This window comes from Caulobacter soli (assembly GCF_011045195.1).
Taxonomy (GTDB): Bacteria; Pseudomonadota; Alphaproteobacteria; order Caulobacterales; family Caulobacteraceae; genus Caulobacter; species Caulobacter soli.
Window position 1 is genome coordinate 1,226,618 of record NZ_CP049199.1, and the last position, 18,346, is coordinate 1,244,963.

An 18,346-nucleotide genomic window follows, 5' to 3' on the forward strand; every position below is an offset into this window, starting at 1 on the left:
CCAATCCTGGCGCTGGCCTCGCGCATGGGGCATCGTCGCGGCGTGGGCGACTCGGCGATCAACGGCAAGACCTGGAACGAGGCCGAGCACGACATGGTGGTCGGCGACTACCTCGTCATGCTCGACAAGGTGATGACCGGCCGCGCCTATGACCCGGCCAACCACCAGCGCGCCCTGCGCTTCGTCACCAACCGTTCGGGCGGGGCGATCACCTTCCTGCAGGGCGAGATCTCGGCGATCCTGACCCTGATCGGCCTGCCCATCCTGAAGGACCACCCACCGCGCTGGGACTTCGGCGACGCCCTGGTGGATGCGGTCGACCGCTGCCTGACCGCCAAGCCCGGCGCCCTGAAGGACCTGGCCCAGCCGCCGGTCCTGCTGGGCCGCGCGCTCGCCCCGGTCCTGGCCGAGGGCGCGCCGTCGCGGGCCCATCACGTCCCGCCCAGCGCGCGCGCCGAGCGTCTGGTCGCCAAGTTCGATCCCGCCGCCCGCGACTTGGAAGCCCGCATGCTGGCCCGGATCGGTGTCGCCTCGGCCCTGATCTACGAGCAGCGCCGGCTGGAGGAGCGCGGTCGCCAGGATCTGGCAGCCGAGGTGCGCCTGGCCCTGCCCGCTGATGACGAGGGCTGCGACCTGATCAGCTTCAGCCGCACCGGCGGCCCTCGCCGCATCGCCGTCAAGACCACCACCGGCGGCCCGGCCACGCCCTTCCGGCTGACCCCCGTGGAGGAAGCCCTCCGCGAGGCCCAGCCGGGGGCCTTCATCGTCTACCGCCTGTACGACGTGGCGCGCGAGGCCCGGGTGTTTCGGGTGCGGGCCCAGCCCGCTGTCCAGGCGTCTCCCGATCAGCCGTCAATGTCCCAGCCCAGCGCGATCCTGCCCGAATAGCGCCGCTGCGGGGCCTCCTGCAGGGGATGGAAGCGCGCGCCCTGGACGTCGCGGAACGCTCGCTCCAGGCCGGTGTCACGATAGAACGACGCGCCGCCCACCGCCTCCATGGCCCGCTCGACCGTGGCGATCGCGCCTTGCGCCACCAGGGTGCGGCCGATCATGACCCGGCTGGTGGTTTCCGGACTGGGGACGCCGTTCTCGGCGGTGTCGACCATCCGCTCCCAGGCCATCTCGGCCCCGGCGAAGGCGTCCTCTATGGCGCCGACCAACTCGGCAACAGAGGCGTGGTGACTTGCGACGCACGATCTCCAGGGCTCGGGCTCTCGCGCCCTCGGCCACGCCCAGATAGGCCGAATAGATCAATGGAAAGGCGATCATGCCGATGATGTGGAACAGCGGATGCCATGGGCCGCTGGGACGCCGGCCCGAGATCGCCGCCTCCGGCACGAACACGTCCGTCAGCACCACGTCGTGCGAACCGGTGCCGCGCATGCCCAGGGTGCGCCAGGTCTCGGCGATCTCGACGCCCGGTCCTTTCAGCGGGACCGCGAAGTGCAGCACGGTGGGGCCGCCTTCCGGATCCTCCCAGACCGCGCTGGTCGACAGCAGGTCGCCGGCCAGGCAGCCGCTGGAGAACGCCTTGCGGGCGGTGATCGAAAAGCCGCCCTCGACCTTGGTCGCCTGACCGCCGCTGGCCAGCCAGTCCGACCCGCCGCTGGACACCAGCACCAGGTCCTCGGCCGCCACGCGCTTGAGCAGGCCCTCGGTCGGCGCGCCCTGCTTGCGCCACCGCCAGGCGGCCGCGGCGACCAGGTGGCTGTGCATGGCGAAGGCGAGAGCGGTCGAGCCGCAGGCCGCGCCCAGGCGGCGGATGACCTGGCAGATCTCGGCGACCTGCGCCCCGCCGCCGCCGAACTCGACGGGAACCAGGGCCTTGAAGAAGCCCATGGCCTTCAGCTGGGCGTAGGCGTCGGCCACGAAACTGTCGTCGGCGTCGTGGATGGCGGCCTGGGCGGCGATGGCTTGGGCCAGCGTGTCGGCGCGCGCCAGCCAGTCGATCGAGGCGGTGATTTCGGGCGTCGCGGTGTCGAGCGGCATGTTTGAACCTCCTTGTCGAAGGCGGGTCCTTCGCCCGCCGGTTCCGCGACCTTGCCCAGGGCGACGCCGGGCCAGCTAGTTCAGCAACTGAACCCGGCCGGTACAGTCACTGAACTAGTCCGGCCGGCCCGACGGGCTTAATCTAACATCGTTATGTCGACGGGGAGGTGGCGATGTCGCAACGCAGCTATGGGCAGTTCTGCCCCGTGGCGATGGCGGCCGAGATTTTGTGCACGCGGTGGACCCTGGTGCTGCTGCGCGAGATGGTCGCCGGCTCGACCCGGTTCAACGACCTGCGGCGCGGCGTGCCGCGCATGTCGCCGGCCCTGCTGGTCCAGCGCCTGCGCGACCTGGAGGATCACGGCGTGGTGCGCCGCGTCGCCGGCCGCGACAGCGGGGTGCTCGAATACCACCTGACCCCGGCCGGCCAGGAGCTGGAGATCATGGTCGGCGCCATGGGCCACTGGGGCCAGCGCTGGGTGACCACCGAGCTGTCGCTGCAGCAGCTCGACGCCTCCCTGCTGATGTGGGACATGCGCCGCCACCTCGACCTGGAGCCCATGCCCAAGCGGCGAAGCGTCATCCAGTTCCTCTACGCCGAGCAGGCCGCCGTCGACCGCTCCTGGTGGCTGATCGTCGAGCCGGACGCGGGCAAGGCCGGCGCCCCGGTCGACCTGTGCTCCGTCGAGCCCGGCTTCGACGTCGACCTCTACGTGGCCTGCGACCTGAAGACCATGACCGCCATCTGGATGGGCGTGGACACGGTCCGCGCGGCGCTGGACAGCCAGCGTATGCACCTGACCGGCGACCCGGACCTGGCGTCGAACATGCAGGCCTGGCTGGGCCTGAGCCCGTTCGCCAAGACGCAGAAGATCGCGAGCTAGAGACATTTTGACCGCTCATCCCGGCGTTCGCCGGGATGAGCGGGGAGGGCGCTAGCCCACCGCGTCAAGCGCCCAGGGCCCGAACGCCGGACGTTCCTTCAGCCGTGCGTAGTAGGCCTCGACCGCCGGCAGGTCGGCGCGGTCCATCGGCGTCCGCTTCCAGCGGTGGACCGAGACGCCCAGCACCACGTCGGCCAGGGTGAAGTCGTGGCCGGCGGCATGGGCGGCCGTGTCGGCCAGGCGCTGGTCGAGGAGGGTCATGGCCTTGTTCCAGGCCTCGACGCTGGCGGCGATCTTGGCCGGGTCGTCATAGCCCGGCGTCGGTCGCCCCAAGGCCAGGAAGGCGTAGCTCCAGGTCGGGTTCAGGGTGGTGGCCTGCCAGTCCATCCACTGCTCGACCATGGCCCGGGCGCGCGGCTCGACCGGCAGCAGGTGGCCGGCGCCATAGCGGGCGGCGAGGTACCGGCAGATGGCGTTGCTCTCGTAGAGCGCCCCCTGCTCGTCGATCAGCACCGGCACCAGGCCGTTGGGGTTCAGGGCCAGGAACTCAGGCGATTTGGTCGAGGCGAAGCCCGTCCCCCAGTCCTCGCGCTCATAGGCCAGGCCCAGCTCGTCGCAGGTCCACAGCACCTTGCGCACGTTCAGCGAGGAGGTGCGGCCGAGGATCTTGAGCATGGGGGTCTCCGTACTAGGCCGTGGCCGGCGCCCCGACATAGGCCGCCGCCACCGCTTCGGCCACCTTGATGCCGTCCACGGCCGCCGAGAGGATGCCGCCGGCGTAGCCCGCGCCTTCGCCGGCCGGGAACAGGCCGGCGACGTTGAGGCTCTGGAAGTCCTTGCCGCGGGTGATGCGGATCGGCGAGGAGGTGCGGGTCTCGACCCCGGTCATCAGCACGTCCGGGTGGTCGTAGCCGGCGATCTGGCGGCCGAACACCGGCAGGGCCTCGCGCATGGCGTCCAGCACGAACGCCGGCAGGCACTCGGCCAGGTCGGTCATCCTGATCCCTGGGCGATAGGACGGCTGCACCTCGCCCAGGGCCTCCGACGGCTTGCGGGCCAGGAAGTCGCCGACCTTCTGGGCCGGGGCGGCGTAGGTCGAGCCGCCCGCCACATAGGCCAGGCTCTCCCACTTGCGCTGGAACTCGATGCCGGCCAGCGGGTGGCCCGGATAGTCGCGCTCGGGATCGATGCCGACCACGAAGCCGGAGTTGGCGTTGCGCTCGTTGCGCGAATACTGGCTCATGCCGTTGGTGACGACGCGCTCGGGTTCCGACGTCGCCGCCACGACCGTGCCGCCCGGGCACATGCAGAAGCTGTAGACCGTGCGGCCGTTGGCGCAGTGATGAGCCAGGCTGTAGTCGGCCGCGCCCAGATCCGGATGGCCGGCGCAGGCCCCAAAGCGCGCCTTGTCCATCCACGACTGCGGATGTTCGATCCGCACCCCGATCGAGAACGGCTTGGCCTCGATGTGGACGCCTCGGTCGTACAGCACCTGGAAGGTGTCGCGGGCGCTGTGGCCGACGGCCAGCACCACGTGGTCGGCCTCCAGGTAGTCGCCGTTCGAGATGTGCAGGCCCTTCAGCCTGCGCGCGCCGTCGGCGGCGGTTTCGATGTCGAAGTCGTCGACCCGATGCTGCCAGCGATACTCGCCGCCCAGCGCCTCGATGGTTTCGCGCATGCTCTCGACCATCGTCACCAGGCGGAAGGTGCCGATGTGCGGATGGGCCTCGGTCAGGATCTCTTCCGGCGCGCCCGCCTTGACGAACTCCTCCAGCACCTTGCGGCCCAGGTGGCGGGGGTCCTTGATCTGGCTGTAGAGCTTGCCGTCCGAGAAGGTGCCCGCGCCGCCCTCGCCGAACTGGACGTTGGACTCCGGATTCAGCTCGCCGCGCCGCCACAGGCCCCAGGTGTCCTGGGTCCGCTCGCGCACCACCTTGCCCCGGTCCAGGATGATCGGCTTGAAGCCCATCTGCGCCAGGATCAGCCCGGCGAACAGCCCGCAGGGGCCAGCGCCGATGACCACGGGGCGCGTGAAGTCCTTCGGGGCCTGGGCTGTCAGCCGATAGTCGGTGTCGGGCCTTGCCCGCACCTGGCTGTCACCCGCGAACCGCGCCAACACGGCCGCCTCGTCGCGCAGCGCGACATCGACCGTGTAGACCATCAGAATTGCCGCCTTCTTCCGCGCGTCATGGGCGCGGCGGACGATGGTGTGGCTGATCAGGTCGTCGGCGGTGACGCCCAGGCGATTGCAGATCGCCGGAGCCAGGTCTTCAGGCGGATGGCCGAGGGGGAGCTTGAGATCGGAGATCCGCAGCATGAGGTCGGATCAATCCCCGTCCATCTTCAACGCCGCGATAAACGCTTCCTGCGGGATCTCGACCTTGCCGAACTGGCGCATGCGCTTCTTGCCGGCCTTCTGCTTGTCCAGCAGCTTGCGTTTGCGCGAGGCGTCGCCGCCGTAGCACTTGGCGGTCACGTCCTTGCGCAGGGCGCGGACGGTTTCGCGGGCGATGATCTTGCCGCCGATCGCCGCCTGGATGGGGATGACGAACATGTGCTGCGGGATGAGTTCCTTCATCTTCTCGCACATGCCACGGCCGCGGCTTTCGGCGCGGTCGCGGTGGACCAGCATCGACAGGGCGTCGACGGGCTCGGCGTTGACCAGGATCGACATCTTCACGAGGTCGCCGGGGCGGTAGTCCTCGACCTGATAGTCGAACGAGGCGTAGCCCTTCGAGATGGATTTCAGGCGGTCGTAGAAGTCGAAGACCACCTCGTTCAGCGGCAGGTCGTAGATCACCATGGCGCGGTTGCCGACGTAGGACAGCTCGCGCTGAGCGCCGCGGCGATCCTGGCAGAGCTTGATCACGCCGCCCAGATACTCGTCGGGGGTGAAGATCGTCGCCTTGATCCAGGGCTCGCTGATGCTCTCGATGTGCATCGGGTCGGGCAGGTCGGCGGGGTTGTGCAGCTCGATCTCCGAGCCGTCGCGCATGTGGATCTTGTAGACCACCGAGGGAGCGGTCGCGATCAGGTCCAGGTCGAACTCGCGGCTGAGGCGCTCCTGGATGATTTCCAGGTGCAGCAGGCCGAGGAAGCCGCAGCGGAAGCCGAAGCCCAGGGCCGCCGAGCTTTCCATCTCGTAGGTGAAGCTGCCGTCGTTGAGGCGCAGCTTGCCGACGGCGGCGCGCAGGTCCTCGAAGTCGGCGGCGTCGACCGGGAACAGGCCGCAGAACACCACCGGCTGGACGTCCTTGAAGCCGGGCAGGGCCTTTTCGGTGGGCTTCTTCTCGTCGGTCAGGGTGTCGCCGACGGCGGCGTCGGCCACTTCCTTGATCTGGGCGGTGAAGAAGCCGATCTCGCCGGGGCCGAGGCTCTCGACGGGGGTGTTCTTGGGCTTGAAGACGCCGACGCGGTCGACCAGGTGGGTCGAGCCGTGCTGCATCATCTTGATCTTCTGGCCGGCCCGCAGGCGGCCGTCGAAGACGCGGACCAGAACCACGACGCCGAGATAGGCGTCGTACCAGGCGTCGACCAGCAGGGCCTTCAGCGGCGCGTTCTCGTCGCCCTTGGGCGGCGGCAGGCGGGTGACGATGGCTTCCAGCACGTCGTGGATGCCGACGCCCGACTTGGCGCTGGCCAGCACGGCGTCGCTGGCGTCCAGGCCGATCAGGTCCTCGATCTGGGCGCGCACGCGCTCGGGCTCGGCGGCCGGCAGGTCGATCTTGTTGAGGACCGGGACGATCTCGTGATTGTTGTCGATGGCCGAATAGACGTTGGCCAGGGTCTGGGCTTCCACGCCCTGGCTGGCGTCGACGACCAGGATCGAGCCTTCGCACGCGGCCAGGCTGCGGCTGACCTCATAGGCGAAGTCGACGTGGCCGGGGGTGTCCATCAGGTTCAGGATGTAGGTCTGGCCGTCGTCGGCCTTGTAGTCCAGACGCACGGTCTGGGCCTTGATGGTGATCCCGCGTTCCTTCTCGATGTCCATGTTGTCCAGGACCTGGGCGGTCATCTCACGCGCGGTGAGGCCCCCGGTCTCCTGGATCAGGCGGTCGGAAAGGGTCGATTTGCCGTGGTCGATGTGGGCCACGATCGAGAAATTGCGAATGCGGTCGAGAGGCGTCGAAGTCATGTGCGTGCGTCTAGCATATTTGCGCGGTTTCGCGAGTGTCGTTCCGCCGGCCCCCGGCTGAACCCTCATGGTTAACTCGCCATTAAGCTTCAAGCCGCAAACCCGACTCAAAGGGTTGAGACACTCTCGACTGTCGGAATCACGAGAGAGCACATGGACCGTCGCAAGCTGATCCTTTCGGGCATCGCCACCGCCGGCCTCGGCGCTTGCGCCAGCACCGCCCAAGAGCGCCCCGGCGACCCGCCGGCCCGGTCGCAGTACGACACCGGTCGCGCCCAGACCTATTCAGCCGACGAGATGATCCGCAGCGGCTCGGACTTCCTGGGCGTGACCGCCGAGAGCATCGGGGCGGTGATCGAGCGCGCCTTCCGCGACAACGGCCAGCCCACCGGCTACATCGCCGGCGAGGAAGGCTCGGGCGCCGTCGGCGTGGGCCTGCGCTATGGTCGGGGCCTGCTGTACATGAAGGGCCGCGACACCCAGGAGGTGTTCTGGCAGGGCCCGTCGGTGGGCTGGGACTGGGGCGGCAACGCCAGCAGGGTCTTCACCCTGTGCTATAACCTGCAGTATCCGGACGCCATCTTCCGCCGCTTCCCGGGCGTGGAGGGCACGGCCTATCTGGTGGGCGGCCTGGGCGTGAACTACCAGCGCGCCGACACCATCACCCTGGCCCCGATCCGCGCCGGCGTCGGCCTGCGCCTGGGCGCGAACGTGGGCTACCTGGCCTATAGCCGCCAGCGCAACATCCTGCCGTTCTAGGCCCAAGATCCTCCCCCTGTGGGGGAGGCGGCCGAAGGCCGGTGGGGGGAGTTGTCGGAGCGTTGACCGGGTCGTGGTCAGCTTCGGATTACTCCCCCCTCCGTCGGCTTTGCCGACACCTCCCCCATAGGGGGAGGACCTAGTGCTTGGTCTCGCGAGCATTTCTCGCCATTATCAATCGCAACGGGAAAGTCCCGCCGCGCGAAGACGTCGGGTCGCGGCGGCCGGTCCGCGCCTCGGAGCGCGCCCGACGCGAGGATGCGTCATGTTCGAGCGGCTCAAGCGCCTCTGGTTCGTCTGGCTTGGACTGGCGATCGCCAGCGCCGTCGTCCTACCCCGATTGATCGACGCCAAGGCGACGTCCGCCGCGCCGCCGCCGACCGCCGAGCCCGCTATCGCGCCGCGCTTCGTGGTCCAGGACCCGAACGGAACGGCCATCGGCTGGCTGAACATCAAGTACCCCCGCACGATCCGCGAGAACGAGGAGGGGGTGCTGGAGGCCGAATACACGACCGGCGACGCCCACTGGAAAACCGGCTCGGCGGACGACGGGACGGGTGACGGCTACGGCTATGCCTCGGTGCAGCCGCCGGCCGGGATGAAGGTCGAGCTCAGCGGCGCGGACCTGGCGCTCACCCCCGCCCCAAGCCACGAATTCGACGTCCAGCGCATCGCGGCCACGGGCGTCGAGCGGGTAAAGTGGATCGTCTCGCCCAAGGACGAGGGCGACCATGTGCTGCTCGTGCGCTTCAACGTCAGTCCGGCCACGTTCAAGGCGATCCCGATCTCGGCCAATGGCGAAGCGCAAGGGTCGGATCCGCAGATCCTGCTGCCGGTGAAGGTGTTCACGATCTACGGCGTGCCCAAGGCCACGGTGCTGATCGCCAAGGGCGGGGTAGGGTTGCTGTCGTTCCTGCTGACCCTGCCGGCGGCCTTCGTGCTGTTCGAGCGGGTGTTCAGGAAGAAGCCGAAGGCGCGGCGGAAGAAGGCGGCGTCGCCTAGTCCGCGCGTCTAACCGTCACGCTCTGGCTGACCATGTTCGCCCGCCCGAAGATCGTCAGGAACGCCACGTCCGCGGCGTCGCGGCCGTAGGCGATGCGGACCAGGCCGTCGATGGGGGCCAGGCCCGTGGGGTCCAGCAGGCGCCAGCGGCCGCCGACATAGACCTCGACCACGGCGTGGAAGTCGGGCGGGTCGAGCGTCAGGGCGTAGACGCTGGCCACGCGGGCGGGGATGTCGCTGGCCCGGCACAGGGTGACGGCCAGGTGGGCGAAGTCGCGGCAGACGCCGGCCCGCTGGACATAGGTTTCGAGCGCCGTGGTCCGCCAGTCGCTGCACGGGCGGTATTCCAGGTGGCCGATGATCCAGGCGGCGATGGCCGCCACGCGCTCGCCACCGCGCAAGGTCCCGAACTTCTGGTCTGCGATGGTCTCGAAGGTGTCGGAGGGGCAGTAACGGCTGCCGCGCAGATAGGGCAGGGTCTCGATCGGCAGCTCGGCCACGCGATGCTGGACGGCGCCGGCCAGGTCCATCTGGCGATCGGCGATCTCGACGGTGGCGGCGTAGACGATGGCGAGGCGCCCTTGGTGCTCGAAGGCTACGCGCCGCTCGCCGCTGGCGGGATCGTCGCGGCGGGTGAAGGCCACGGGCGGATCGAAGGTCAGCCGCTCCTCGACCACCGTCTGGTCGTCGGCGACCGCCGCCTCGATCTGCAGCAGGGACTCCACGCGTTCGGGAAAGTCGTAGTCCAACCGCGCCTCGACATGCACGCGCATGGTCGTCTCCCCAGGTGAGCCGTGACAACGGCCTGCCCGGGGCGAAGGTTCACCGAGGGATCAGTGCTTAGACGCCTTGCTGTTCACATAGTCCATCAGGGCCAGCAGCAGGCCCGAGACCACGAAGGCCAGGTGGACGATCACCAGCCACATCAGGCGCGGCTGGTCGATGGGTTCGGGTGGCGAGGTCACTTCGCTCAGATGCAGGAAGGCCTTGAGCAGGGCGATGGCCGAGATCGCCACGATCGAGGCGATCAGCTTCATCTTCATGGCCGAATAGTCGACCGTGCCCATCCATTCGGGCCGGTCCTCGTGGCTGGCGGTGTCGATCTTGGAGACGAAGTTCTCGTAGCCCGACAGGATGACGATCACGAGGAGATTGGCCGCCAGCGACAGATCGATCAGCGACAGGGCCAGCAGGATGGCGTTCTCCGGCTTGGCGTTGAACACCAGCGGCAGGCCGTGGAACAGCTCCTGGAAGAACACCACCATCAGGGCGGCCAGGGCGATGACCAGCCCGACATAGAACGGGGCCATCAGCCAGCGCGAGGCGAACAGACCGCGCTCCAGCCAGGTTTCGAGGATGGGTTTCTGCATTGGCATCGGCGGCGCGGGTCCTTTGGGCCTGGTCGTCGGTTATGTAACCCACGATAGCGCAGGATCGCCTCGCCGCCAGCCGCCGTTCGTTAGACCTTACCCGCCCCACACCTGCTTCAGGCGCAGGTCGCGGCCGCAGCCCAGGCGGTAGACGTTGTAGTCGATGGAGTGGTTCTTGGCGTAGTCGCGGTGATAGGCCTCGGCCGGCCAGAAGGTCTTCAGGTCCAGGATCTGGGCCTTCATCGTGCCGGACTTCAGGCGCTTGGCGGCCTCGGCGCGGGACTTTTCGGCGATCGGGCGCTGGTCGGGGGTGACGAACACCGCCGGGCGGTAGGACGGGCCGCGGTCGCAGAACTGGCCGCCATCGTCGGTGGGGTCGACCAGCTTCCAGTACTTGTAGAGCAGGAAGCCGTAGTCGAGCTTGGCCGGGTCGTAGGTGACGCGCACCGACTCGTAGTGGCCCGAGGTCTCGCTGGTCACATCACGATAGGTGGGGCGGTCGACATGGCCCCCGGTGTAGCCGCTCTCGACCTTCAGCACCCCCGGAATGCCGCCCATGTCGTGCTCCATGCACCAGAAGCAGCCGCCGGCGAACACGGCGGTCGCGGGCGGGGCGGGCTTGCCGGCCGCCAGCACGTCGGCGGGCAGTACGATGGCGGCGAAACTGGCGATCAGGACGAGCAGGCGGCGGATCATCGAAGGTCTCCGGAAGGACGTACCTCTAGATACGGATCGGGCGATGGAAAGGTTACACCCTATCGCCAGCCGAATCCGACGCCGCGCACCGACGGGCAGGCGGACAACCGCGCGGCCAGGACCTGGGCGCGGTCGTCGCCCTGGTCGTCCAGCTCCATGCGGATCGACAGGCCCGCGCCGTCGGGCTGGGCGGTCAGGGCGCGCAGGCGCGTCTGCTGGACGTTGGCCACGCCCAACACCCGCATCAGGGCGTCGGGCGTGTCGTCGGCGATCACCAGGAACAGCCGGCGTTTGTCGCCTTCTTCGTCTTTGGCCGGTTCGAGAGCGCTCACGGTCGCACCCACTGATGCTCGACGCTGGCCGAGGTGACGCCCGGCCAGGCGGCCAGGTCGCGGGCCAGCAGGCGGGCGGCCTGGTCGCTGAGGTGGCGCACGCGCAGGAAGCCTTCGACGATCTGACCGACCGGCTTCATCGACAGGGCGCACAGCTCCGCGCCGCTGTCGGCCAGGCCCTGGCGGACGGCTTCCAGCGCCGAGGGCGCGTCCTGGGCGGCCAGCAGCAGCTGGTGGACGGTGACGCCTTCGTGGTCGGAGTGGAAGGCGGGTGGGGACGGCAGGTAGCTCATGTTTCAAAGGTCCTTTGGGTTCGAAGGGAGGACCGACGACCGCACAGCAAAAACCCCGCTCCTTGTGGGAAGCGGGGCTTTGCGGATCTTGCGATCTTCGGCGTTTTTGCGGGTCTAGCCCGCGCGCCTGTGCTGCCCCGTTCGCACACGAACGGTTTTAATCTTGGCCTGCATCATAATGGCGCGCGCACACGAGATCGCGACGCCGGCGGTGAGGCCGGTGGCGATCAGAACGTTCATGGCCAGCTGCGACAGCATGATGGCGTGGAAACTCCGTGTGCGATTACACAGGTAGCGTGGGCGTAGGCCCAGCGCAAGGCTTTGCCGCGCGGCTGCGGCGAATGGCCTGGGGTGCGCAAGAAATATGCGGCCGCGCTCAGGCGGTTAGCACTTGCTCCCTACGGACCGCTTCGCGGTCGTCTTCCCCCACAGGGGGAAGAGCGCTCCGCCCCCTATGGGGGCGGACAGACCGCGAAGCGGTCAGGTGGGGGCAAGTGGGTGAGCCGCTAACCCCGCAGCTTCCCGCCAGCCTTCTCGACCGCCGCCACGATCTTCCCCGACAGGGCTTCGATCTCGGCTTCGGCCAGGGTCTTGTCGCGCGGCTGGATCACCACCTCAAGCGCGACCGACTTCGAGCCGTCCGGCACGCCGGGGCCCTCATAGACGTCGAACACCCGCACGGCGGCGATCAGCGCCTTGTCCGCGCCGGCCGCGGCCTTGACCAGGTCGCCCGCCGCCTTGGCCTTGTCGGCCACGAAGGCGAAGTCGCGGGTCAGGGGCATCAGCGGCGAGGGCGTGAAGGCCGGCTTGGTCTTGACCGACTTCTTCTTCGGTTCGGGCACGGCTTCCAGGGTGATCTCGAAGCCGTAGACCGGACCGGCCACGTCCAGGGCCTTCAAGACCGCCGGATGCAGCTCGCCGAACTCGGCCAGCACCGCCTTGGGGCCCAGCTGCAGGCGCGCCGAGCGGCCGGGGTGCCACCACGACGAGGCGTCGCCCTGGGCGGTCTGCAGCTTGTCGACCGGCGCGCCGATCTCCTCCAGCAGGGCCAGCAGGTCGGCCTTCACCGTGAACACGTCCTCGGCCGACGCCTTGTCCCAGCCGCGCGGGGCGCGAGGGGCCAGGATGGCGGCGATGGTGGTCTTCTGGTCCTGCGGGCGGTCGCCGAAGAACACCGGACCCACTTCGAACAGGGCGACGTCCGGGAAGCCCTGGCGGGCGTTGCGGCCGGCCGCCTCGATCAGGTTGGGCAGGATCGACGGGCGCATGCAGTCCAGTTCCGAGGCGATCGGATTGGCCAGCACCAGTTCGGCCGCGCCGCCGCCGAACAGGGCCGCGATCTTCTGGTTGGTGAAGCTCCAGGTCACCGCCTCGTTGTAGCCGGCCGCCGCCAGGGCGCGGCGGGCGATGCGGGCCCGGGCCTGGCGCGGGGTCAGCACGCCGCCGACCGCCCGCGCCGTTTCCGGCAGCGGGGTGGAGGGCAGGGCGGCGTAGCCGGCGATGCGGGCCACTTCCTCGACCAGGTCGGCCTTGCCCTGCACGTCGCGGCGGAAGGTCGGCGGGGTGACGCAGACCAGGCTCTCGGCGTTCATGGCGAAGGCGGTGGTCGAGACGTCCTTGGGCGGCTCGATCGTGAAGCCCAGGTCGGTCAGGATCTTCAGCGTTCGCTCGGGCGCGATGGCTAGGCCCGACAGCTGCTCGACATAGGCCGGGTCGAACAGGATCGGACCGGGGGCGGCCGGGGCCTCGCCGGCCACCACGACCTCCGAGGCCTCGCCGCCGCACAGTTCCAGGATCAGCTTGGTCGCCAGCTCCAGGCCGGGCACGACCGAGCCGGTGTCGACCGTGCGGGCGAACCGGTACTGGGCGTCGCTGTTGATGCCGGTGGTGCGGCCGGTCTGGGCCGTGCGGATCGGGTCGAACCAGGCGCTTTCCAGGAAGACGTCGACGGTCTCGTCCGAGCAGCCGGTGCTCTCGCCGCCCATCACGCCGCCGATGCCGATCGGCCGCTCGCCGGCGGCGTCGGAGATCACGCTCATCTCGGGCGTCAGCTCGTAGGTCTTGCCGTCCAGGGCGATCAGGTGCTCGTCGCCGTGCACCCCGTGATGACCCAGGCGCGCCTCGATCACGGTCCCAACCAGCTTGGCCGCGTCATAAACGTGCAGCGGGCGGGCGCGGTCGTAGGTGATCAGGTTGGTGATATCCACCAGCGTGTTGATCGGGCGCAGGCCGATGGCCTTGAGGCGATCCTGCAGCCACTTGGGCGAGGGACCGTTCTTGACGCCCTTGATCAGGCGGCCGCTGAACGTCGGGCAGGCGTCGCCGTCGACCTTGATCGTGATCGGGCAGGGGAAGCTCCCTGGCACGGGCGCGATCGACAGGTCCTTCAGCGTCCCCACGCCGGCCGCGGCCAGGTCACGGGCGATGCCGGCCACGCCCAGCCAGTCGGGGCGGTTGGGGGTGACCTCGAAGTCGATGACGGCTTCCAGGCCCAGGGCCTGGGCGGCCGGCGTCCCGACGGCCAGGTCGTCGGACAGCTCCAGGATGCCCTCGGAGCCGTCGTCGGCCTCGAGCTCGGAGCCCGAGCACAGCATGCCGTTGGAGACCACGCCGCGCACCGGCTTCTCGACCAGGGTCACGCCCAGGCCCGGCACATAGGCGCCGATCGGGGCGTAGACGGTGGTCAGGCCCGGACGGGCGTTTGGCGCGCCGCAGACGATCTCTTTGCGGCCGTCGACGGTGTCGACCTGGCAGACGCGCAGGCGGTCGGCGTTGGGGTGCTGCACGGCCTCGACGATCTTGGCCACCGTGAAGGCGGCCAGCTTCGAGGCGGGATCGGTGACGTGCTCGACCTCGAGGCCGGCCATGGTCATGGCGGCGACGACTTCGGTGGCCGAGGCGGTGGTCTCAAGGTGGTCCTTGAGCCAGGAGAGGGTGAACTTCATCGTGTCGGTCTCCAAACCCCGCCGGGCGGGGCTGGTGGAATCTCAGGGTGGATCAGCTCAAGCCGCTGGCGGCGTTTGGCGCGGTGAAGGCGCTGAAGCCGTAGTGGTCCAGCCAGCGGCCGTCCGAGCTGAACATGTCGCGCAGGTCGGGCATGCCGTATTTCAGCATGCCCAGGCGATCGACGCCCATGCCGAAGGCGAAGCCCTGATACTCGTCCGGATCGATGCCGCAAGCGCGCAGGACGTTGGGGTGAACCATCCCGCAGCCCAGGATCTCGAGCCAGCTCGTGCCTTGGCCGATCTTGATCTCGCCGCCCGAGCGATCGCACTGCACGTCCATCTCGGCCGACGGCTCGGTGAACGGGAAGTGGTGCGGCCGGAACTGGGTCGTCACCGCGTCGGTCTCGAAGAACCGGGCGATGAAGGTCTCCAGGGTCCACTTCAGGTGGCCCATGTGGATGCCCTTGTCGATCACCAGGCCCTCGACCTGGTGGAACATCGGCGTGTGGGTGGCGTCGCTGTCGCAGCGATAGGTGCGGCCAGGCGCGATGATCCGGATCGGCGGCTTCTGCGACACCATGGTCCGCACCTGCACGGGGCTGGTGTGGGTGCGCAGCAGCATGCGTTCACCGGACTCCTTCGGATTGAAGAAGAAGGTGTCGTGCATCTCGCGGGCCGGGTGCTTCTCGGGGAAGTTCAGGGCCGTGAAATTGTGGAAGTCGTCCTCGATGTCCGGGCCCTCGGCCACGGCGAAGCCCATCTCGGCGAAGATGGCGATCATCTCGTCCATGGTCTGCATGGTTGGATGCACGCCGCCGCGACGGCGGTGCGGGGCCGGCAGGGTCAGGTCCAGGGTCTCGCTGGCCAGGCGCGCGTCGAGGGCGGCGGTTTCCAGCACGGCCTTCTTGTCGTTCAGCGCCGTCTGCGCGCGGTCGCGCAGGACGTTGATCGCCGCGCCGCGCTCCTTGCGTTCTTCCGGGCTCATGGCGCCCAGGGTCTTGAGCAGGCCCGAGATCGAGCCGGTCTTGCCCAGGGCGGATACGCGCACGGCGTCCAGGGCGGCGAGATCGCCGGCGGCGGCGACTTGGGCCAGCACGTCGGCTTCGAGGGAGGTGAGATCGGTCATGACGGGGTTCCGTCTAGAGCATTCGTGGGACGGGGAGTAGGGGAGCGCGCAGCAAAAAGCCCTCCGGTTCGCACCGGAGGGCTCTTCAGATCGCAATCGGGGCGAACCCGATAGAAGACCTTAGGCGGCCAGGGCGGTGCGGACCTTGTCAGCAATGGCCTTGAACGCGACCGGGTCGTTGCCCGCGATGTCCGAGAGGACCTTACGGTCGATCACGATACCCGCCACGTCCAAGCCGTGGATAAATTGCGAGTAGGTGAAGCCCTCGATGCGAGCGCCGGCGTTGATGCGTTGAATCCACAGCGAGCGGAAGGCGCGCTTGCGCACCTTGCGGTCGCGGTACGCGTACTGGCCGGCCTTGTCGACGGCGGCCTTGGCGGTGCGGATGGTGTTCTTGCGGCGGCCGTAGAAGCCCTTCGCCTGTTCAAGAACCTTCTTGTGCTTGGCGTGGGCGGTGACGCCACGTTTAACGCGAGCCATGTGTCAGCGCTCCTTAAAGGCCGTAGGGCAGGTACGAACGGATGGTCTTGGCGTCGGATTCGCTCATGACCTTCGTGCCGCGGTTTTGGCGGATGTACTTGCCGTTGTGGCCGATCAGACGGTGACGCTTGCCGGCGACGCCGGCTTTCAGCAGGCCCGTGGCCGTGATCTTGAAGCGCTTCTTGGCGCCCGACTTGGTCTTCAACTTAGGCATTTCGCGTCGGAGCGTTTAACGGCCCCGTCCTCTAGATAGCATGACGAACCGCCATGGCATGCCAATTGGCCAGGCGGTTCCGGAAAGGCGGGGTTACTACGGGAAAGAGGCGAAGAAGGCAAGCGCCGTCTCCGCCCCTCCGGTGACGCCCGTCGGCTAGTTCGGCGGGTTGTTCTTTTCGAGGAAGGTGACGGTCGCCGCTAGCATCTGCTGGCGAGTGGCTTCGCGCGAAAGCCAGTGGTCTTCCTCGCGCAGGGTCACGAACTCGACGGGTTTGCCAGCCTTCTCCAGGGCGCGACGCATGTCCGTGCTCTGATCGTACTGCACGACGGTGTCTTCCTTGCCGTGGATGAGCAGAACCGGGCCATCGGCTTGGTCTGCGTGCCGGGCGGGCGAGCGCGCGTCCAGCTTGGGATCCGAGGTCGAGGTGACGCCGAAAAGACGCTTGTGATAGCGCACGGTCCGGCTTTCCTCGCGATAGCGCAGGATCTCGAAGTTGATCATCTGGCGCACATCGCCGATGCCGGCCACGGACACCGCGCAGCGATAGACGCCCTTGTCCAGCGTGATGCCGGCCAAGGCCGCGTAGCCGCCGTAGCTGGCGCCGGTGATGCACACGCGCTTGGGATCGACGATCCCCTGCTTGGCCAGGAAGCGCACGCCGTCCGAAAGGTCGGTCTGCATCTTGCCGCCCCATTCGCCGTCGGCGGCACGGATGAAGTCCTCGCCGCGACCCGTGGAGCCCCGGAAGTTGGGCTGCAGCACCGCGTAGCCACGCGACGCCAGGGCCTGGGCCCACCAGTCGAAGCCGGCTTCGTCACGGGCTTCCGGTCCGCCGTGAGGCAGGACGATCAGCGGCAGGTTCTTGGCGGCCTTGCCTGGCGGCAAGGTGAGATAGCCTCGGATCTCCAGGCCGTCGGCGGCGGCGTACTTGATGGCCCGCACCTCGGCGACGTCGGTCGGGGTCAAGGTGGGATAGGCCGAACCGACCTTGCTCAGTTTCTTGGCCGTCAGGTCGAGCAGGTAGAAGCCGCCCGGTTCGCCGGTGCCTTCGACATAGACCACGATCTTGGCGTAGTCGGGCGTGTGGGACGACAGGGTCAACTGACGGCCCGGGAAGACGCCGGTAATCATCGACCAGGCGGCGGCGAGCCGGGGCTCGTCGAAATGGTACTGCCTGTAGCCGTCGTCGGTGCTGGTGCCGATAACGTGGTTGGCGTCATCCATGATCACCCGGAAGGAGCCGTCGGGACCGTAGAAGTCGCCTTGCTTGCCATCGGCGATCGAGATGTTGGCCAGCTCGTATCCGCCGGTCTTCTCGTTCTTGATCGACATCACCACGGACTTCTCGTCGAGCGACAAGCCCTCCATGCTCGGCCCGTCGAGCGGCGCGGTGACGACATAGCCGTCGACCCACTTGCCGTCCCTGCGCAGTTCCATCGACCAGCGCGAGGTATCGCGGTCATAGACGGTGCGGGCGATCACCGTGCCGTCGGTCTTGAACAGGTAGTCGCCGGTCTGGGTGTCGCCCATCTGCACCATGGCGGCGACGCCGGTGTCGGGATCGACACGATAGAGATCGAAGCGGCCCGCCTGGATCGATTTGGCTTCTTCGCCCGCATAGAACTGGGTGAAGATCGTCGGCTTGCCATTGACGACGCCGCCGATGGGGCTGGAGCTGAGGACGTTGTTGATCGTCTCGTATGAACGCTTGGGAATCTGGACCGAGGCGCCGGTCTTGATGTTGATGCTCGTCGCCTGGAACTGCTCGCCCACATAGGTGACGTATTCGATGGCCTGGGTGCGCGAGACCTCGGCCACCACGTGGTTCGGGTCCGACCACATCACGCCGCGCATCTTGACCTTGCCGAACTCGACGGCCTGGACGTCGCCGCCGTTCAGCGGCTGGATGATCACCCGGCTGTTTTCACCGTCATGGGCGATGTAGGCCAGGTTGGCGCCGTCGCTCGAGATCTCGACGTCCGAAATGGCCGGCAGGCGGCCGTAGGCGTCGAGCGAGCCCGCCAGGGCGCTCGACGAAACCAGCGCGGCCAGGGCGGCGCCAGCGAACAACTTCAACATGTAATCCCCCAACTCAACGGCGAAGAATTAGCGACGCAC

At 68.3% G+C, this 18,346-nt stretch carries 18 protein-coding genes and 2 pseudogenes; 4 read left to right on the forward strand and 16 right to left on the reverse strand.

The window, feature by feature from the left end:
• The first annotated feature begins 24 nt into the window (after positions 1–24).
• A complete protein-coding gene (locus tag G3M62_RS06055; RefSeq protein WP_246263492.1) occupies positions 25–888 on the forward strand; it encodes a protein NO VEIN domain-containing protein in 864 nt (287 codons plus the stop codon).
• Here G3M62_RS06055 and G3M62_RS26895 read toward each other — a convergent pair.
• On the reverse strand, positions 846–1,121 hold the full coding sequence (locus G3M62_RS26895; protein WP_425483833.1) for an acyl-CoA dehydrogenase family protein: 276 nt from the start codon (positions 1,119–1,121) through the stop codon (positions 846–848). The genes G3M62_RS06055 and G3M62_RS26895 overlap by 43 nt on opposite strands.
• Positions 1,122–1,746: 625 nt before the next feature.
• Positions 1,747–1,989, reverse strand: a pseudogene (locus G3M62_RS26900) (acyl-CoA dehydrogenase family protein); the annotation flags it as partial.
• Positions 1,990–2,162: 173 nt separating this feature from the next.
• Here G3M62_RS26900 and G3M62_RS06065 point away from each other — a divergent pair.
• Positions 2,163–2,873: a winged helix-turn-helix transcriptional regulator gene (locus tag G3M62_RS06065; RefSeq protein ID WP_165185525.1), complete on the forward strand. Its 711-nt coding sequence runs from the start codon at positions 2,163–2,165 to the stop codon at positions 2,871–2,873.
• A gap of 51 nt (positions 2,874–2,924) precedes the next feature.
• Here the strand turns inward: G3M62_RS06065 and G3M62_RS06070 are convergent, their stop codons facing one another.
• Genes G3M62_RS06070 through lepA form a run of 3 tightly spaced genes read right to left on the reverse strand, consistent with a single transcriptional unit; the run spans position 2,925 to position 7,008 of the window.
• The gene (locus G3M62_RS06070) at positions 2,925–3,548 is read right to left on the reverse strand and encodes a glutathione S-transferase family protein (RefSeq protein ID WP_165185526.1); all 624 of its coding nucleotides are present in this window, start codon (positions 3,546–3,548) and stop codon (positions 2,925–2,927) included.
• 13 nt (positions 3,549–3,561) lie between these two features.
• Positions 3,562–5,190 carry an NAD(P)/FAD-dependent oxidoreductase gene (locus tag G3M62_RS06075; RefSeq protein ID WP_165185528.1) on the reverse strand — a complete coding sequence of 543 codons (1,629 nt, stop codon included), beginning with the start codon at positions 5,188–5,190 and terminating at the stop codon, positions 3,562–3,564.
• Positions 5,191–5,199: 9 nt separating this feature from the next.
• Positions 5,200–7,008, reverse strand: a complete 1,809-nt coding sequence (gene lepA / locus G3M62_RS06080) for a translation elongation factor 4 (protein WP_165185529.1) — start codon at positions 7,006–7,008, stop codon at positions 5,200–5,202.
• 184 nt (positions 7,009–7,192) lie between these two features.
• On the opposite strand from lepA, the pseudogene G3M62_RS06085 reads away from it, so the two are divergent.
• Both G3M62_RS06085 and G3M62_RS06090 read left to right on the forward strand, forming a co-directional pair.
• Positions 7,193–7,767, forward strand: a pseudogene (locus G3M62_RS06085) (DUF1134 domain-containing protein); the annotation flags it as partial.
• A 265-nt stretch (positions 7,768–8,032) separates the two neighbouring features.
• Positions 8,033–8,782 (forward strand): hypothetical protein, encoded by a 750-nt coding sequence (locus G3M62_RS06090; protein WP_165185533.1) that lies wholly within the window; start codon positions 8,033–8,035, stop codon positions 8,780–8,782.
• On the opposite strand, the gene G3M62_RS06095 is transcribed toward G3M62_RS06090, so the two are convergent.
• From G3M62_RS06095 to G3M62_RS06145, 11 genes are all read right to left on the reverse strand, one after another.
• Positions 8,766–9,542, reverse strand: coding sequence for a transglutaminase-like domain-containing protein (locus tag G3M62_RS06095; protein WP_165185535.1), 777 nt, complete (start codon positions 9,540–9,542; stop codon positions 8,766–8,768). The two genes, G3M62_RS06090 and G3M62_RS06095, sit on opposite strands and share 17 nt — an antisense overlap.
• 60 nt (positions 9,543–9,602) lie before the next feature.
• Entirely contained in the window at positions 9,603–10,139 is a 537-nt protein-coding gene (locus G3M62_RS06100) for a TIGR00645 family protein (RefSeq protein ID WP_165185537.1), read from the reverse strand.
• Between the two features lie 96 nt (positions 10,140–10,235).
• Entirely contained in the window at positions 10,236–10,832 is a 597-nt protein-coding gene (gene msrA, locus G3M62_RS06105; RefSeq protein WP_165191208.1) for a peptide-methionine (S)-S-oxide reductase MsrA, read from the reverse strand.
• Positions 10,833–10,894: 62 nt separating this feature from the next.
• Positions 10,895–11,167 carry a hypothetical protein gene (locus tag G3M62_RS06110; protein WP_246263493.1) on the reverse strand — a complete coding sequence of 91 codons (273 nt, stop codon included), beginning with the start codon at positions 11,165–11,167 and terminating at the stop codon, positions 10,895–10,897.
• Positions 11,164–11,460 carry a hypothetical protein gene (locus G3M62_RS06115; RefSeq protein ID WP_165185541.1) on the reverse strand — a complete coding sequence of 99 codons (297 nt, stop codon included), beginning with the start codon at positions 11,458–11,460 and terminating at the stop codon, positions 11,164–11,166. The genes G3M62_RS06110 and G3M62_RS06115 overlap by 4 nt, the downstream gene beginning before the upstream one ends.
• Positions 11,461–11,574: 114 nt before the next feature.
• Positions 11,575–11,718, reverse strand: coding sequence for a hypothetical protein (locus G3M62_RS06120; RefSeq protein WP_165185543.1), 144 nt, complete (start codon positions 11,716–11,718; stop codon positions 11,575–11,577).
• A 248-nt stretch (positions 11,719–11,966) separates the two neighbouring features.
• Entirely contained in the window at positions 11,967–14,405 is a 2,439-nt protein-coding gene (pheT, locus tag G3M62_RS06125; RefSeq protein ID WP_165185544.1) for a phenylalanine--tRNA ligase subunit beta, read from the reverse strand.
• Positions 14,406–14,457: 52 nt separating this feature from the next.
• Positions 14,458–15,531, reverse strand: coding sequence for a phenylalanine--tRNA ligase subunit alpha (gene pheS / locus G3M62_RS06130; protein WP_165185546.1), 1,074 nt, complete (start codon positions 15,529–15,531; stop codon positions 14,458–14,460).
• A gap of 120 nt (positions 15,532–15,651) precedes the next feature.
• Complete coding sequence (gene rplT, locus G3M62_RS06135; RefSeq protein WP_165185547.1) at positions 15,652–16,011, reverse strand: 50S ribosomal protein L20; 360 nt, start codon at positions 16,009–16,011, stop codon at positions 15,652–15,654.
• A gap of 13 nt (positions 16,012–16,024) precedes the next feature.
• The gene (gene rpmI / locus G3M62_RS06140) at positions 16,025–16,225 is read right to left on the reverse strand and encodes a 50S ribosomal protein L35 (RefSeq protein WP_007672148.1); all 201 of its coding nucleotides are present in this window, start codon (positions 16,223–16,225) and stop codon (positions 16,025–16,027) included.
• A 156-nt stretch (positions 16,226–16,381) separates the two neighbouring features.
• Positions 16,382–18,307: an alpha/beta hydrolase family protein gene (locus G3M62_RS06145; RefSeq protein ID WP_165185549.1), complete on the reverse strand. Its 1,926-nt coding sequence runs from the start codon at positions 18,305–18,307 to the stop codon at positions 16,382–16,384.
• Positions 18,308–18,346 lie beyond the last annotated feature (39 nt).

Bases quoted from the DNA above. Each gene is read 5' to 3' on its own strand.
- G3M62_RS06145 (WP_165185549.1), bottom strand. From the start codon at position 18,307: ATGTTGAAGTTGTTCGCTGGCGCCGCCCTGGCCGCGCTGGTTTCGTCG.
- rpmI (WP_007672148.1), bottom strand. From the start codon at position 16,225: ATGCCTAAGTTGAAGACCAAGTCGGGCGCCAAGAAGCGCTTCAAGATC.
- pheS (WP_165185546.1), bottom strand. From the start codon at position 15,531: ATGACCGATCTCACCTCCCTCGAAGCCGACGTGCTGGCCCAAGTCGCC.
- G3M62_RS06115 (WP_165185541.1), bottom strand. From the start codon at position 11,460: ATGAGCTACCTGCCGTCCCCACCCGCCTTCCACTCCGACCACGAAGGC.
- G3M62_RS26895 (WP_425483833.1), bottom strand. From the start codon at position 1,121: ATGGCCTGGGAGCGGATGGTCGACACCGCCGAGAACGGCGTCCCCAGT.
- pheT (WP_165185544.1), bottom strand. From the start codon at position 14,405: ATGAAGTTCACCCTCTCCTGGCTCAAGGACCACCTTGAGACCACCGCC.
- G3M62_RS06055 (WP_246263492.1), top strand. From the start codon at position 25: ATGGGGCATCGTCGCGGCGTGGGCGACTCGGCGATCAACGGCAAGACC.
- G3M62_RS06065 (WP_165185525.1), top strand. From the start codon at position 2,163: ATGTCGCAACGCAGCTATGGGCAGTTCTGCCCCGTGGCGATGGCGGCC.
- lepA (WP_165185529.1), bottom strand. From the start codon at position 7,008: ATGACTTCGACGCCTCTCGACCGCATTCGCAATTTCTCGATCGTGGCC.
- G3M62_RS06120 (WP_165185543.1), bottom strand. From the start codon at position 11,718: ATGCTGTCGCAGCTGGCCATGAACGTTCTGATCGCCACCGGCCTCACC.
- G3M62_RS06095 (WP_165185535.1), bottom strand. From the start codon at position 9,542: ATGCGCGTGCATGTCGAGGCGCGGTTGGACTACGACTTTCCCGAACGC.
- rplT (WP_165185547.1), bottom strand. From the start codon at position 16,011: ATGGCTCGCGTTAAACGTGGCGTCACCGCCCACGCCAAGCACAAGAAG.
- G3M62_RS06075 (WP_165185528.1), bottom strand. From the start codon at position 5,190: ATGCTGCGGATCTCCGATCTCAAGCTCCCCCTCGGCCATCCGCCTGAA.
- G3M62_RS06070 (WP_165185526.1), bottom strand. From the start codon at position 3,548: ATGCTCAAGATCCTCGGCCGCACCTCCTCGCTGAACGTGCGCAAGGTG.
- G3M62_RS06100 (WP_165185537.1), bottom strand. From the start codon at position 10,139: ATGCAGAAACCCATCCTCGAAACCTGGCTGGAGCGCGGTCTGTTCGCC.
- G3M62_RS06090 (WP_165185533.1), top strand. From the start codon at position 8,033: ATGTTCGAGCGGCTCAAGCGCCTCTGGTTCGTCTGGCTTGGACTGGCG.